Annotated in this window: 10 protein-coding genes; 7 read left to right on the top strand and 3 right to left on the bottom strand. The window is 54.5% G+C overall.

Features of this window, described 5'->3' with window-relative positions; genetic code table 11:
• The first annotated feature begins 145 nt into the window (after nt 1–145).
• From kdsA to WKK33_RS11205, 3 genes are all read left to right on the top strand, one after another.
• Nucleotides 146–901, top strand: coding sequence for a 3-deoxy-8-phosphooctulonate synthase (gene kdsA / locus WKK33_RS11215; protein ID WP_337933919.1), 756 nt, complete (start codon nt 146–148; stop codon nt 899–901).
• 118 nt (nt 902–1,019) lie between these two features.
• Nucleotides 1,020–1,997: a KpsF/GutQ family sugar-phosphate isomerase gene (locus WKK33_RS11210; protein WP_337933921.1), complete on the top strand. Its 978-nt coding sequence runs from the start codon at nt 1,020–1,022 to the stop codon at nt 1,995–1,997.
• Between the two features lie 60 nt (nt 1,998–2,057).
• Entirely contained in the window at nt 2,058–3,329 is a 1,272-nt protein-coding gene (locus WKK33_RS11205) for a phospholipase D-like domain-containing protein (RefSeq protein ID WP_337933917.1), read from the top strand.
• A 184-nt stretch (nt 3,330–3,513) separates the two neighbouring features.
• Here the strand turns inward: WKK33_RS11205 and WKK33_RS11200 are convergent, their stop codons facing one another.
• The gene (locus WKK33_RS11200) at nt 3,514–4,104 is read right to left on the bottom strand and encodes a LuxR C-terminal-related transcriptional regulator (RefSeq protein ID WP_337933915.1); all 591 of its coding nucleotides are present in this window, start codon (nt 4,102–4,104) and stop codon (nt 3,514–3,516) included.
• 107 nt (nt 4,105–4,211) lie between these two features.
• Nucleotides 4,212–5,168 carry a LuxR C-terminal-related transcriptional regulator gene (locus WKK33_RS11195; RefSeq protein WP_337933913.1) on the bottom strand — a complete coding sequence of 319 codons (957 nt, stop codon included), beginning with the start codon at nt 5,166–5,168 and terminating at the stop codon, nt 4,212–4,214.
• A 582-nt stretch (nt 5,169–5,750) separates the two neighbouring features.
• On the opposite strand from WKK33_RS11195, the gene WKK33_RS11190 reads away from it, so the two are divergent.
• From WKK33_RS11190 to WKK33_RS11175, 4 genes are all read left to right on the top strand, one after another.
• Nucleotides 5,751–7,064 (top strand): hypothetical protein, encoded by a 1,314-nt coding sequence (locus WKK33_RS11190; RefSeq protein ID WP_337570205.1) that lies wholly within the window; start codon nt 5,751–5,753, stop codon nt 7,062–7,064.
• Between the two features lie 45 nt (nt 7,065–7,109).
• Complete coding sequence (locus WKK33_RS11185) at nt 7,110–8,462, top strand: imelysin family protein (RefSeq protein WP_287768583.1); 1,353 nt, start codon at nt 7,110–7,112, stop codon at nt 8,460–8,462.
• A gap of 99 nt (nt 8,463–8,561) precedes the next feature.
• Nucleotides 8,562–10,343 carry a di-heme oxidoredictase family protein gene (locus WKK33_RS11180; RefSeq protein WP_337933911.1) on the top strand — a complete coding sequence of 594 codons (1,782 nt, stop codon included), beginning with the start codon at nt 8,562–8,564 and terminating at the stop codon, nt 10,341–10,343.
• A gap of 237 nt (nt 10,344–10,580) precedes the next feature.
• On the top strand, nt 10,581–11,867 hold the full coding sequence (locus WKK33_RS11175) for a serpin family protein (RefSeq protein WP_337933909.1): 1,287 nt from the start codon (nt 10,581–10,583) through the stop codon (nt 11,865–11,867).
• Between the two features lie 205 nt (nt 11,868–12,072).
• On the opposite strand, the gene WKK33_RS11170 is transcribed toward WKK33_RS11175, so the two are convergent.
• Nucleotides 12,073–14,058: a hypothetical protein gene (locus WKK33_RS11170; RefSeq protein WP_337933907.1), complete on the bottom strand. Its 1,986-nt coding sequence runs from the start codon at nt 14,056–14,058 to the stop codon at nt 12,073–12,075.
• Nucleotides 14,059–14,301: the final 243 nt, after the last annotated feature.

Here is a 14,301-nt window from a genome sequence, read left to right as displayed (position 1 = left end):
GCAGTATATTTCAATTATGGATTAAGGGTGCAGCGCTACCGCTGAATAGTTACTTTTTACGCCAAACTATTAAAATCCTGTTAAACATTCGTATTTACAAGGTCTTTTATATAACTTTGCATATCTAATAAATAGGAGAAACCACATGCAACCAACATTCATAGCTGGCCCCTGCGTCATCGAGTCGGCCGAGCTGCTCGACACCGTAGCCGCCAAACTGACTGACATCAACGCCCATCTTGGCACCGATATCATCTTCAAGGCCTCGTTCGACAAGGCCAACCGCACATCAATCCACTCATTCCGCGGCCCCGGCATCGACAAGGGCCTGCAAATGCTTGCCGCCGTAAAGAGCAAGTACGGTTTGCGCATCACCACCGACATACATGAGGCTTGGCAGGCCCAGCCCGCCGGAGAAGTGTGCGACGTGCTGCAGATTCCCGCTTTCCTGTGCCGACAGACCGACCTACTGGTGGCCGCCGCCAAGACAGGCAAGGTGGTCAACATCAAGAAGGCCCAATTCCTCTCTGGACGCGACATGCGCTATCCTGTGGAGAAAGCCAAGGACAGCGGCGCCAGCGAGGTGTGGCTCACCGAGCGCGGCAACAGTTTTGGCTACAACAACCTGGTGGTCGACTTCCGCAACATACCCGACATGAAGGAGATTGTGCCACAGGTCATCATGGATTGCACCCATAGCGTGCAGCGCCCATCGGCAGGCGACGGCAAGACCGTGGGCGATCGCAAATTCGTTCCGGCCATGGCCAAGGCCGCCAAGGCGTTTGGCGCCACGGGCTACTTCTTCGAGGTGCACCCCACCCCCGACCAGGGCCTGTCCGACGCCGCCAACATGCTGGAGCTAAGCAAGCTCGAAGATTTGGTGCGCGAGCTTCTCGCATAGCACCAAAGCGCAGCCTATTCACCTAATATTATACACCCCCACCCACGTGGCAGGCCCACAGCCTTCTCCGTAGGAAACAAAACCAATCTATACTACCACCATCATGCAAAATTCTTCCATGCCAGCCGCCAACATTTCGTTTTCGCTCAAATACGCCGAACGATGCTTACGCGACGAGGCGCAAGCAGTGCTCGACCTCATACCTCAACTCGACGACAACTTCACACGCGCCGTCGACCTCATCTACCACTGCCGCGGCAAGGTCATCGTCACGGGTGTAGGTAAGAGCGGAAACATCGGCCAGAAGATTGCGGCCACCATGTCGTCGACAGGAACGCCCGCCTTCTTCATCAACCCCCTCGACGCCTACCACGGCGACCTTGGCGTGATGACCCCCGACGACGTGGTGCTGGCGCTCAGCAACTCTGGCCAGACCGACGAGTTGCTGCGCTTTGTGCCCATCCTGCTGCACATGCACGTGCCCATCATCGGAATGAGCCGCAATCCCGACTCGCTGTTGGCCAAATACTCAACGGTCCACATCAAGGTGTTTGTCGACCACGAGGCGTGCCCGCTCAACCTGGCCCCCACATCGTCGACCACTGCCGCCTTGGCCATGGGCGACGCCTTGGCCATTGCGCTGATGCAGGTGCGCGACTTCCGTCCACGCGACTTCGCACAATTCCATCCGGGCGGCGAGCTGGGCAAGCGATTGCTCACCACGGCCGAGGACGTGATGCGCACCGACGATCTGCCGATCGTTCCTCAGGACATGCACTTGGGACAGGCCATCATCCACGTGTCGAAAGGCAAGCTCGGCATGGGTGTGTCGCTCGACGAGAAGGGCTGTGTCATCGGGCTGATCACCGACGGCGACATCCGACGCGCCATGGAGCGCTGGCAGGCTGAGTTCTTCGACCGCACCGTTGCCGACATCATGACACGCAACCCAAAGATCGTTTCCACAAACACCAAGATATCTGAGATAGAACGCATCATGCACCGCCACAAGATCCACTCGGTGCTCGTATGCGACAACAAGCGCCATTTGCTGGGCATTGTCGACAGTTACGCCACATCAATGCTCAACCAATAACACGGGCTGATGGGGCGCAGGCACACAGCGTTGGGCCTGAACAACGAATAAATAGAATACATGACAACATTTCTCATTACCGCTCTTCTGGGTCTAATCCTGTCGGTTCCTTCGACGGCAAAGGCCCAGACGAGCGATTCTTTGATGGTAGCCCACTTACAGAAGGTGGGCGTTACGTTCTCCAACGACAACCAGGTAACGCTGCTCATGAACGGACAGGAGAAGTTCGACGACCTCTTCAAGGCCATCGACCAAGCCCGCAAGAGCATCCACATGGAGTATTTTAATTTCCGTAACGACTCCATCAACCGATTGCTAATCAGCCATCTGGCTCCCAAGGTGAAAGAGGGCGTAGAAGTGCGACTGCTCTTCGACGGCTTTGGCAACATCAGCAACAATCAGCCCATGCGCCGTTCCGATCTCGACTCCATACGGGCCAAAGGCATCGAGATTTATGAGTTCAACCCCGTTCGCTTTCCTTTCATCAACGACATTTGGAGCCGCGACCACCGCAAGATTGTGGTGATCGATGGTCTGATAGCCTATACCGGTGGCATGAACGTGGCCGATTACTACATCAAAGGCACACCCCAAGTGGGCGAATGGCACGACATGCACTGCCGCATACAGGGCACGGAGGTCAACACGCTACAGGCCATCTTCCTCCGCATGTGGAACAAGGTTACGAAGCAAAACATCCATGGCCCTCAGTATTTCCGCGGATTGGGTCTCGACGACTACTTCATGGGCCTCAAGCCCGACACCTGTTGCACCGCCGGACACAAGAAAGTGGGCATCATCAACCGCGAGCCCCACACATCCAACAAGATTATTCGCGACTTCTACACCAACGCCATCAACCTGGCGAAGGACAGCATCAAACTCATCAACCCCTACTTCACGCTCAACCATGGTGTGAAGAAGGCGCTGCGTAAGGCCGTCAAGCGAGGTGTAAAGGTTGAGATTATGCTATCGATAAGGAGCGACATCCCGCTCACACCCGACTGTGGCTTCTACAACGCCCACAAGCTCATGAAGCGGGGATGCACCGTGTGGATGTACAAGCCGGGCTTCCATCACACCAAGGTCATCATGGTCGACGGGCGCTTCTGCACCGTGGGCTCGGCCAACCTCAACGCCCGCAGTCTCTCATGGGACTACGAAGAGAACGCCGTCATCATCGACCCATGCACCACCAACGAGCTCAATCGCCTCTTCGACAGCGAGAAAAGCCAATCGTTCCTGCTCACTCCTGAGAAATGGAAGCAATGGCGCACGCCTTGGCAACGCTTCCGCGGATGGTTCGCCCACCTGCTCGCACCCTTGTTGTAACAGCACCCCAATAGGGGCTGAGAAGCCTTTCTGGCGTTATCACACCACCAACAACAAACAATAAGGCCTTTCCCACAACCATTGGGAAAGGCTATTTTTTGCTGCCCCATACCACGTCATGGTCAGCGGTAGCGCACATGGGTCCACATCGGCAATGCGCCCTTATCCTCCATCTGGATTTGGGCTAAATATGATTGATGTCTACGTATCCGTGCATCACAGCATAGATGGTGAGGGCCGACACGCTTTTCATGCCGAGTTTCTCCTGTATGTTTTTTCGGTGACTTATCACGGTGGTAAGGCCAATGTTGAGTTGGTCGGCAATCTCCTTGTTGATCAATCCCTGTGCCACAAGGCTCAGCACCTCAATCTCCCGGTCGCTAAGCACCTTCTCGGCCAGCGCCTTCGGCATGGGCGGCAGGTTGCGACCACCCGCATGGGCGCCCTGTTCCAGGTGAAGCAAATCGCGCACCAAGTCTTCCTCCGGTTGGTTGATGCAGAGACTATGGAACGAGCTCAACTGTGTCTGCGGATTTTGCGAGAGCGTGGTGACAATGGTCTTATGGCGTCGGTCGAGAAAAAAGGGGCGGTTCTCGAGCACCACGCTTTGTGCCACAAAGTAATGCACGAACCGCTCGGGGTCGTGCATCAGTAGATCGTCAAAGGAGCCAAAGGCCTCAACGGTCATGATGGGCATTACGTTTTGCAACATTTGGCGCAGTCCCATCACGGCGAGCGTGTTGGGATCCACCACAGCTATCTTTGGGCGTTCCATCCGTTACTTCTTTGTTTTACTATGATACGTCTGTTCAATGATAACCCTTTCTTTCACCTTTTATTATATAAGGGCTCTCGTTTTATGCCTGTTTTGTTGTCCCGCTCTTATAGCTTCACCGTACTGATGTCCACCAAGTTGTTCACAATGGCGTAGATGGTGAGTCCGGCGGCTGAGTGGATCTGCAATTTTCGGGCGATGTTGCGACGGTGGGTAATCACGGTGTTGATGGAGATGCACAGATGGTCGGCTATCTCCTTGTTGCTCATGCCTTGCACCAAGGCCACAATAACATCCTTCTCTCGGTCCGACAGCTTCTCTTGCGAGTCGGGGTTCTGACTGATCATGTTTGAGATTTTCACCGTCACGTCGTCTTGCTTGGTGCGCCGCTCCAGCTCGCGGATGGCAGGTATGAAGATGTAATCCTCCACCTGGGCGTGCTGAGCCAACCAGTCCTCACAGTTGTAAATGTCGTAGAGCGTAGCCGACAACTGGTTGTTATGCAATCCGTCTGACGGCAGATACTTGATGATGATGTTCTTCAACTCCCTCAGCTTGACGTCGGTTTGCTCATGATGCTTCGAGAACATGTGGATATCGTAGTTTTTAGGGGCCTCTCCCGCTTCCAACTTCTCCACGTAGGGGAACACCGTTTTCTCCTCATAGCGCATGTGGTTGACGATGCTATGGGCATACTCGTCGTAGAGTTTGAGGATGAGTCGGGCCAGGTTGTCGTTCTCATCGAGGGCCTCTTCGAGCTCGCGGCGGATGAACGGCAATTCAAAATCGATGTAATAGGCATGACTGGCCTTGAGGTATTGCAAGAGCGTGGGCACCGACAGGCGGTGGGCGTTGTCGAATCCGCGATAACCATTGATGCTGAAGTTCACCACGGCCAGAAAGGTGTAGGTGTCCACCTTTTGATCTTCACAAACCTCGCGCACGGTCTTATCGCCAAAGCCCAGGTTGATGCCAAAGCAGCCCAACGCCTGCAGTATGTTATAATTGTCGCCGATGATGTTGATGAGCTTGTCATCGGGTTCGTACATCTTCTGAATTTTCATCGTCTACACCTTAATAAATATCTTTTCGATTGCAAAATAACTATTTTTTCATGAGACCAGCAACAGTTTGTCACCACTTTTTGGTTCCAACTTGTCAAAATACCTACTTATGGGGATAGCATCCCATTACCCACTAATAGGTATTGCGGATTCTGTCAAACCTTACTAACTTTGCAACCATCAAAAACCACTTGCCACACCATAAGGCCGTGTCATCAGAACGACCTTGGAGGAGTGGAAAGAAAGACCAACATGGGTTGGTTCCTTTTGGTAGAGACTAACAAAGAAAAGGACAAAAAGTGCAGTGACGGTTACCTTCTCTTGCCGACAACTGGCTTCGCGACCCACTTCATAGGGTTGTCGACGGCTGGTTGACAGCGGGATTGCGACCCAACATCTGCACTTTTTCTTTTTCCTCTAATTACAAATTATGACTACCGCCCGTTTTGCCGTCCTTTCATTTTCACGTTTTTTGGGTATTGTGTGAAAAAAGCACAATCCGTACTTTTGCAGTCGAAAAGAAGCGCGGCTTCGTCAGGGGTGGCACCCTACACAAGGAAAAACAAACAATACAATAATTATATGAACACAATGAAATTAGGATTGCTCACAGGCATGATGGTTCTTGGCGGACTGACCGTCGCCCAGGCTCAAGTGAGCACTGCCGACTCGGTGCTGAACCATGCCGGCGGCAAGCGCCTGAGCGTAGGCGGTTATGGCGAGGCTGCTTTCAGCCGAAACTTCTACAGCGACAACGGCAACCGCTACACCAAGCCATCGGCCTATAAGAACGACCCGAGCCATGGCCGTTTCGACATTCCCCATGCCGTTATCTACCTGGGCTACGACTTCGGAAAGGGTTGGTCGATGGGTAGCGAGATTGAGTTTGAGCACGGTGGCACTGGCTCGTCCATCGAGTATGAGGCCGACGAGGCCATCGAGTTTGAGAACGAGCAGGAGAAAGGTGGCGAGGTGGAGCTCGAGCAGTTCTGGCTGCAGAAGACGTTCAGCCGCGCACTCAACATACGCGCCGGACACATCGTGGTGCCCTTCGGATTGGTCAACGCCCACCACGAGCCTCTCAACTTCTTCACAGTGTACCGCCCCGAGGGCGAAAACACCATCCTACCGTCCACATGGCACCAGACGGGTGTGAGCGTCTTTGGCCGCATCAAGGATTGGCGCTACGAGGCCCAGTTCATCGCCGGACTGGACGCTTTCCACTTCAGCCGCGCCAACTGGATTCAGAAAGGGTCGCATAGCCCCTTCGAGTTTGAGCCGGCCAACAAGTATGGCGTCATGGCCCGCATCGACAACTACAGCGTGCCCGGCCTTCGCCTCGGTGTGAGCGGCTACTATGGTCAGGCCATGCACAACAGTGTGCCCCACGATATGGAGTATGGCTCGAGCAAAGAGATCAAGGGAAGCGTGTACCTGGGCAGTTTCGACTTCACCTACAACGCCCACAACTGGATTGCACGCGGCAACATCGACTATGGCTACGTCACCGACGCCAACCGCATCACCCAGTTTACCTACCCCAACACGGCGCAAAGCGGTGTGACGCCCTACGAGCGCGGCAACGGCAAATACTTCGGAAGCCACGCCATCGCTACAATGGTCGAAGTGGGATACGACATCTTCTCGCAGATTCCCAAACTGCGTCAGGACAACAAGAAACTGTATATCTTTGGCCACTACGAGTACTACGACTCGTACGTCAATGCGCCCTCGAAGAAATGGACCAACAGAAACATCTTCGCGGCAGGTGTCAACTATTACCCCATTCCGCAGATTGCCATCAAGGCCGAGTACAACTACCGCAAGTTGAAGAGCGGCTACAACGATGAGCCCGCCGTCAATATCGGCATTGCTTACCAGGGTTTCTTCCTCTAAAAATGACAACAAACTTTCTTTAACATTAAATAAAGCACAACACTCATGAAAAAGATTTTCCACTACGCTCTGCTCTTCGCCGCCGTTGGCATGATGGGCATGGGCTTCACATCGTGCAGCAGCGACGATCCCGAGGACAACACCGTTGAGGCAAGCGCCTCTACCCTTGAGAACATCGTGGGCCAATACGTCAACGATGTGGTGAACCCCACCTACCGCGACCTGCAAGCTGCTGCCGCCACGCTCGACGACGCCTGCAAGAACCTCTACGCCAAGCGCTTGGCTGGAACTCTGACACAGACCGACATCGACGCCGCCTGCACGGCTTTCAAGAACGCACGCAAGTATTGGGAGCAGAGCGAGGCTTTCCTCTATGGAGCCGCCTCCAACGATGATATCGACCCGCACATCGACTCATGGCCACTCGACCAGACGCAGTTGGCCGAGGCGCTGACGAGTCCCACAGTCATCGCTGGCATCACGGGCGAGAACCCTGCCCGATTTGTTTATACCAGCAATGGCCAGTTCGATTCTACCATGGGCTTCCACGGTCTTGAGTTTGTGCTCTTCCGCAACGGACAGAACCGCACGCTCGACGCCTTCATGGCCGAGTATGAAACGGGCGACGGCCTGAACCAGGAGGGCGACGACTGGCAGGACAACCAAAGCAAGTTGCGCACCGTGAAGACCACTCAGGAGGCCGCGTTCGCTGCCGCTGTGGCTGGCGACCTGCACAACATGACAACGCTTTTGGCCTATGAGTGGACCGCCGACGCCACACTGAAGAACTATCTCACCACCTCGGCCAACTGGGTGATTGAGGGCACACGCTACAAGGGTCTTACCAAGGACGGCGTGTCGTATAGCGAGGCCGTGAAGAGCGTGGGGCAGACCACCAGCCTGTTTGTGTCATGGCCTGTCAACCTGCAGAACATCTTCAAGGGCGGATGCTCAAGCATCAGCCAGGAGGTCTACACCCAGAAGCTCGGCCAGGCTTACCGCGTGGCCACCGGTCACCCCGAGGTGGGCGAAGAGGGCGAAGACGCCGGCGATTACATCGAGTCGCCTTACAGCAAGCGTTCGTTCCAAGACTATCAGGACAACATCTACTCTATCAAGAACAGCCTCTATGGCATGCGCGGCACCGAGAACGTCAGCACTCCCGCCGCTGGTTCAATTATGGCTTTCATGAAGCAGCACTATCCTGAGTACGAAGCCCTCAACAACGCCCTCAACGCTGCCATCAGCAGCCTGGAGACGGCCAAGAACAGCGGTGTGGCCTTCATCGACAATCCTGCACACGCTCAGGTGAAGACCTGCATCGACGCCGTTCAGGAGCTCGACGACCAGCTCAACCTGGCTGCCACATGGTGTGCTCGTAACATCATGGTGAAGTAATCTGGCCGAATATTTATATTATACTATCATTCCCGCGACGTGGTCATTTGCCTTAGGGTACGTGACCACGTCTATGCGGCAAACAACAAAACATTACCTATGAACAAGCATTTCAATCCGCAACTCATGCTTCTCGCTGCCGCCGCAGCGCTCACAATGACCGCATGTACCGACGACAACAACGGCGACAAGCCGGGCATCGATGACGGTGCCTACGTGGGCAAGGCTGTGGGCAACTTCGCAGCGAGCGAATGGCTTCCCGGCGGCGAACTGGGAACCACCGACAACATCGGAACGAGCTCTTTCTCCGATGAGACACCAGCTGTCGACAACAACAAGAGTTTCTTCGACCTCTTCTTCCAGGGAGAGCAAATCATGGAGCGACAGTACACGGTGAACACGGGCGCCTTTAAGGGTCTCGGCCCAGCCAGCGTGCGCCGTTCGTGCTTCGATTGCCACCCCAACTACGGCCATGGCAAATGGATGCCGCAGTACACCACCAAGTATGCCAACGGCAATGGTTACCTCTTGGCCATCTACCACCCCACGGGTGCCGATGCCGACAACTCCGATGGCTTGTCGAACGATGGCGGTTTCATCACCGAGGTGACGGGCATGCCGCAGACGCAGGCCGCAGAGCCGTTTAAGGCGCCCATCGAGGAGACGGGCATACACATGAAGTGGCTCACGCTGGGCACCAACGAGGCCAAGAACGATGTGTGGGCCCAGCATGTGAAGGACGGCAAGTTAACCTACCCCGACGGCACCGCCATGCCTACGCTGCAGTATCCGGAGGTCCACATCGACCCATCGGCTTTCCACACCAACCCTGTGCCCACCAACTATGCCGTGCGCATCGAGAGCACCATCGGCCTGCAGGGCGTGGGACTCATCGACGCCATCCCCGAGGATTCGATCAAGGCGCAATACAAGAAGACCTACAACTACTTTGTCAGTGCGGGCCTCGACCCAGCCGAGTATGTCAACCCCTCGTTCTACGACGGTTCAACCTTCGGAAGCCTTTACAGCGTAGCCAATGGCCAATATGCCGACGGCACGAAGAGTGTGAGCGGACAAACCAAGGCGCTGAAGCGTTACAGCTATGCCCTGACGCGTGCCGTGCTGTCTGACGCCAACGGCGCCAACGCCGTGTGGAACATTCCCAACGTGTCGCGCCCCGACCGCCCCTATCTCTACACCACCAACGCATGGGCCAAGGCCATGAGCGAGGACGCCGAGGTGATCACCAAGATCCAAAACGACCCCACATCGCCTTACTACGGCGACGGATCGGTAGACAGCATCAAGGCTTGCGTTTACAACCTGTTGCGCCCTGGCACCAACCAGTTCGACAACCCTTGGTTCAAGTTCCAGCCGGAGCAGTCGGCCGACCAGTTCTACGCCTTCATGGTGTGGCACCGCGGACTGGCCATTCCCCGTGCCCGTAACCTCAACGACCCCGATGTGCAGCAGGGCAAAAAGCTCTTCAATGAGTGGGGATGCGCAAGATGCCACCGCGCCAAGTGGCAAACAACCGACGACAACTACTGGATGCCGGAGATGCTCGCCGGAAAGAAGTTGCCGCAATATAAGAACCAGACCATCTATCCCTACTCCGACTTCATGCAGCACAAGCTCTACATGAAGAACGATGTGCACGGATCATGGTGCCGCACCACACCGCTGTGGGGACGTGGACTGGAATACTCTAACACCGGCGCTGAGGACCGCCTGCACGACAACCGCGCACGCAGCGAGGAAGAGGCCATCCTGTGGCACATGTATAGCAAGAAGAGTCATGCCTACCACTCGGCTCTCAACTTCTACAATGCCAACAAGGCCGATCGTGCCGCCGTCATTAAGTTCCTGCAGAGCATCTAAGCCTGCACGAACACATTCCCTTCCAGGATAACAACAACCGTGATGAACCTTTGGCCGATGCGCCATGGGAGCATCACGGTTTTGCCTTGTTTAAGTTTTTTTGATCAAAAACCGTGTTTGCGTTGATTTTCGCAAAAATATTTAGTCATCCCATGCAATATTTCGACCTTTTGCGCATTTATGTAAATGAACAAGCTGAAAAGCATGGATCGTAAACAAAACAAAGTTAGTTATAATATGAAAAAAAGTATCGTACACATGGGCCAAGCAGCCGTTATGGCAGCCCTGGCCGCTACCACGCTTGGCTCGTGCGCCACGCAGAAGAACCATCAGAAGACGGATAACAGTATGAATGCAACCAAGATCGAGAGCAACCTCGATGAGCAATACCTCATCCTGAGCGACGCAGAGCAGAAGGCTGTGGCCCAGACCAACGACTTTGCCTTCAACCTTTTCCGCACCCAGGAGGGTATGGACTCGAAGGTTCTCTCGCCCATCAGTGTGGCCTACCTCATGGGCATGCTGGCCAATGGAGCTGAAGGCGCTACGCAGGCCGAGATCATGAAGGCCTTGGGACAGGACGGCACATCGCTGCAGACGCTCAACGACGCCTATAAGTCGATTATCAATCATGCGTCGGCCCTCGACCGTCGTACCCAGATCAACATAGCCAACTGCATCGCCGTGAACAAGCAGGTGACTTTCAAGAACGAGTATGCCACCGCTATGAAAGCCCTCTTCGAGGCACAGGTGGAGAGCATGGATTTCACCTCACCCAAGACCCTGAGCAAGATCAACGGATGGTGTGCCAAGCAAACCGACGGCATGATTCCCAAGATCGTTGACCAGCTCGACGCCAATGCCACCGCTGTGCTGATGAACGCCATCTACTTCAACGGCACTTGGGCTTCCAAGTTCGACAAGAGCCAGACCAAGACGGAGGAGTTCCGCGGTTTCACCCGCGATATCAAGAAGGTCGACATGATGCAGCAGGAACATAAGTTCATGTATGCCGACAATAAGGATTACGCAGCCGTGACCCTTCCTTATGGCAACGGCACCTATTCGATGACCGTTATCCTGCCCGCCGAGGGCAAGTCGACCACCGAGGTGGCGCAGCAGCTCAACGCCAAGAAGTTTGCCGAGCTGCAGGCCAACATGACCGAGTGTTTGGTCGATCTGAAGTTGCCCCGCTTCTCCACCACCACAGAGACCCCGCTCAACCAGCCCATCTCAGCCCTTGGCGCCCCGTCGATCTTCCAAGCTGGCCAGGCTAATTTCAGCAATATGACCGACGCCCCCATGTATGTGTCGACCATGCTGCAAAAGGCAAAGATTGAGGTGAGCGAGAAGGGAACCAAGGCCGCCGCCGTCACCGCCGCCATCATGACGATGTCGATGTATCAGCCCGATGAGCCCCGCCACGTGGTGTTCCACGCCAACCGCCCGTTCATCTACATGATTACCGAGCGCGTCACCAACACCATCTTCTTCATCGGCCAGTACGCTGGCCCCACGGAGTAAGCATCCCATCTTGCCAGGCACCGCCTTCGGCAAGCCTTCGAGCCATCCTTGTGATATGCTTTTGCCATCCTTGTGATACGCCTTTCGCTGGCCTTTGGCCATATATACAGAACGCCTGCGACCGCTGGGGTCGCAGGCGTTTTGTTGATGAGCGTAAGTGCGCCGTGAGGTGGAGGGTGGCCTAAAATTGAGGGCGGAAAGAGGCTTACCCCTCCTCATCGTCGCAGGCTTCGGCTATCAATCTTCTTCCTTCCGCCACATCGCGCTCTCCTCCCAGTCCTTCACAGAGCATGCGGCCGTACAGACGATCGACGGCGCCGAAGCGCCAATCGTGGCTTCGCGCCTCGCTCAGGATGCTACGCGCTTGATGCAATGCCTCTTTGCTGCCGTCGTAGTCGATCAGGATCGATGCTGCGTTGTGGCAAGCCTGTCCGTATTCATAGGGATAGCAATTGACGCTATATCCCACGTTTATAAAGTTGATGTAGCATCCCTTAGCCTTTTCTACGTTTCTTCTTCCGTATTTGTTATGGTAGTAGAGCTCGCCGAGCAGGTATAAGGCTAATGATCCCATTATGTTCTTTGCGGCTTTGGTCAGCAATAGTTCAGCCTTCTGATAGTTGCTTGGCACAACTGCCGGCTCGTTCATCAAGTATCTTGCTTGCTGCTGCATGGAGTAGTAGGAGTCGTCGTCGGCAGCAGCCTTCGAATAAAACTTGTATGCTTGTCGTCCGTACCAAGTAGATATGTGGTAGTCAGGCATGTTGTGGAGATCATAGTCGTCGCCATAACGGTAACAGGTGTCGTAGAAATCGGCGAGATCCTCGTATTGCGTCCCGAACAGTTTTGGGTTTTCTCCAAGTTGCATGATGAGCTTATAGGCCAATCGCAAGCGATAGTAAGGGGCGTTGTATTCGTCATTGCCATCGTAGTCGAGATAGTAGACCCACGCCAGCCGGAACCTCACCTCGTCGATGCCGCCTGCGTCGTTGGAGGATTCGCAAACCGACAGGCAATTGCGCAGCAGTTTGCGAGCCAAGTCATATTCTTCCTCGTAGATTAAATCTTCTGCAAGCCCTGGCACGTCATACATATCCATGTCTCCCCAAACCCTCCACTCGCTTACGCACTTGTTCATGTTGTTGATCATATACTCCACCTTCTCCTCGTTTGTCCAGTCATTGAAGACGAGCTCGTTGACCTCCTCATACATGTCGTATGCGGATGGCTGATCGCTGTATGCGTCCTCGTCGTATTCCTCATCGTATGCAGGCTGAGGCTCCTCTTTGGGCTCCGGGAAGAACTCCGCCAGCAATGTTGTGGCCCTTTCCGACCCTGCCTCTTGCGCCATGATTAGGTAGTAGCGTGTGGCCGTGTCGTCCTTGGGCCATCCCGTTCCGTTATGCAGATTTTGTGCCAGGTTCGCCATGGCCGCGGCGTTGCCCAGGTTGGCCCCCTTCAGGTAAGCCTCGTTGGCCAGTGCGTACTTTCCCTCTTGCTCCAGGCACCATCCCTTGTTGCAATAGGCAGCCGCATGATTTCGCTCGGCAGCTGCTTCGAAGCAACGAATGGCGAGGGTGAGGTTCTTTGTGAATCCGTTGGTGCCGTTCATCCAGTCGCATCCCCGGTTATACATGTCGACGGTGGTCATACCATTCCATTCGTCCTCCTTGATGGGTCCGAACCACTCGCTTACCTTCGCCACCGAGTCTTTGAAATTTTCGGTCGCGCACCGTGTGATCAGTTTGTGGCATCTGTCGAGCAACTTCGGATCGTCCTTGGCCTCTGTGTGCAGATTGTGTGCGAGCGTGCGGCATGCTCTGACATCGTTTTTGTTGGCGGCCCTTTCCAACCATTTGCGCCCTTCCACCCTGTCTTCTTGACAACCATAACCAGTGTTCAGAAAGAACGAAAGGTTGTTCATGGCTGCCGGATGATCCTTGATGGCTGCGTGTCGGGTTAGTTCGTAGCATCGCTTTTCGTCCTTGGACGTGCCCCATTCGAAGTAGTAGCAGCAACTGAGGTTGAAGAATGTCCCCACGTCGGGGTCTTTGTCCCACGCCATTTCGTAGAGTCTTACGGCGCTATAGTAGTTTTTCGCCTTGTACTCTGATGTCGCTTTGTCGTAAAGCCGCTTAGCAGCCTCCGTGTTGGTTTCGTTGAAACCCTTTAGTTTGTCGAACAGGCCCATAGTAGAAAGAGGTTGAAGTGTGTGTTAGGTTTTAGTGCAAAGATAATGTAAAAGGAAGACAATTCAAAGCAAGCGGACGTGTTTTTGTTGGTGAGGGGCGATTTTGGGGAATTGAGCAGCAGTAGGCAAGTAGGGCTATAGGGGGTATGTTGAACCTATGGAGTGGCGGATGCCATAAAAAAGCAAACGAGGGTGTGTCATAATTGACTATGGTCATTTATGGTGCACCCTCCTTTTGTATAT

The sequence above is a fragment of the Hallella sp. genome, from assembly GCF_037460745.1.
GTDB lineage: Bacteria > Bacteroidota > Bacteroidia > Bacteroidales > Bacteroidaceae > Prevotella > Prevotella faecis.
This window is presented reverse-complemented; position numbering and strand designations above follow the sequence as displayed.

Coding starts and splice junctions, on each gene's coding strand:
- kdsA (WP_337933919.1), top strand. CDS start 146: ATGCAACCAACATTCATAGCTGGCCCCTGCGTCATCGAGTCGGCCGAG.
- WKK33_RS11195 (WP_337933913.1), bottom strand. CDS start 5,168: ATGAAAATTCAGAAGATGTACGAACCCGATGACAAGCTCATCAACATC.
- WKK33_RS11210 (WP_337933921.1), top strand. CDS start 1,020: ATGCCAGCCGCCAACATTTCGTTTTCGCTCAAATACGCCGAACGATGC.
- WKK33_RS11200 (WP_337933915.1), bottom strand. CDS start 4,104: ATGGAACGCCCAAAGATAGCTGTGGTGGATCCCAACACGCTCGCCGTG.
- WKK33_RS11180 (WP_337933911.1), top strand. CDS start 8,562: ATGAACAAGCATTTCAATCCGCAACTCATGCTTCTCGCTGCCGCCGCA.
- WKK33_RS11190 (WP_337570205.1), top strand. CDS start 5,751: ATGAACACAATGAAATTAGGATTGCTCACAGGCATGATGGTTCTTGGC.
- WKK33_RS11205 (WP_337933917.1), top strand. CDS start 2,058: ATGACAACATTTCTCATTACCGCTCTTCTGGGTCTAATCCTGTCGGTT.
- WKK33_RS11185 (WP_287768583.1), top strand. CDS start 7,110: ATGAAAAAGATTTTCCACTACGCTCTGCTCTTCGCCGCCGTTGGCATG.
- WKK33_RS11175 (WP_337933909.1), top strand. CDS start 10,581: ATGAAAAAAAGTATCGTACACATGGGCCAAGCAGCCGTTATGGCAGCC.
- WKK33_RS11170 (WP_337933907.1), bottom strand. CDS start 14,058: ATGGGCCTGTTCGACAAACTAAAGGGTTTCAACGAAACCAACACGGAG.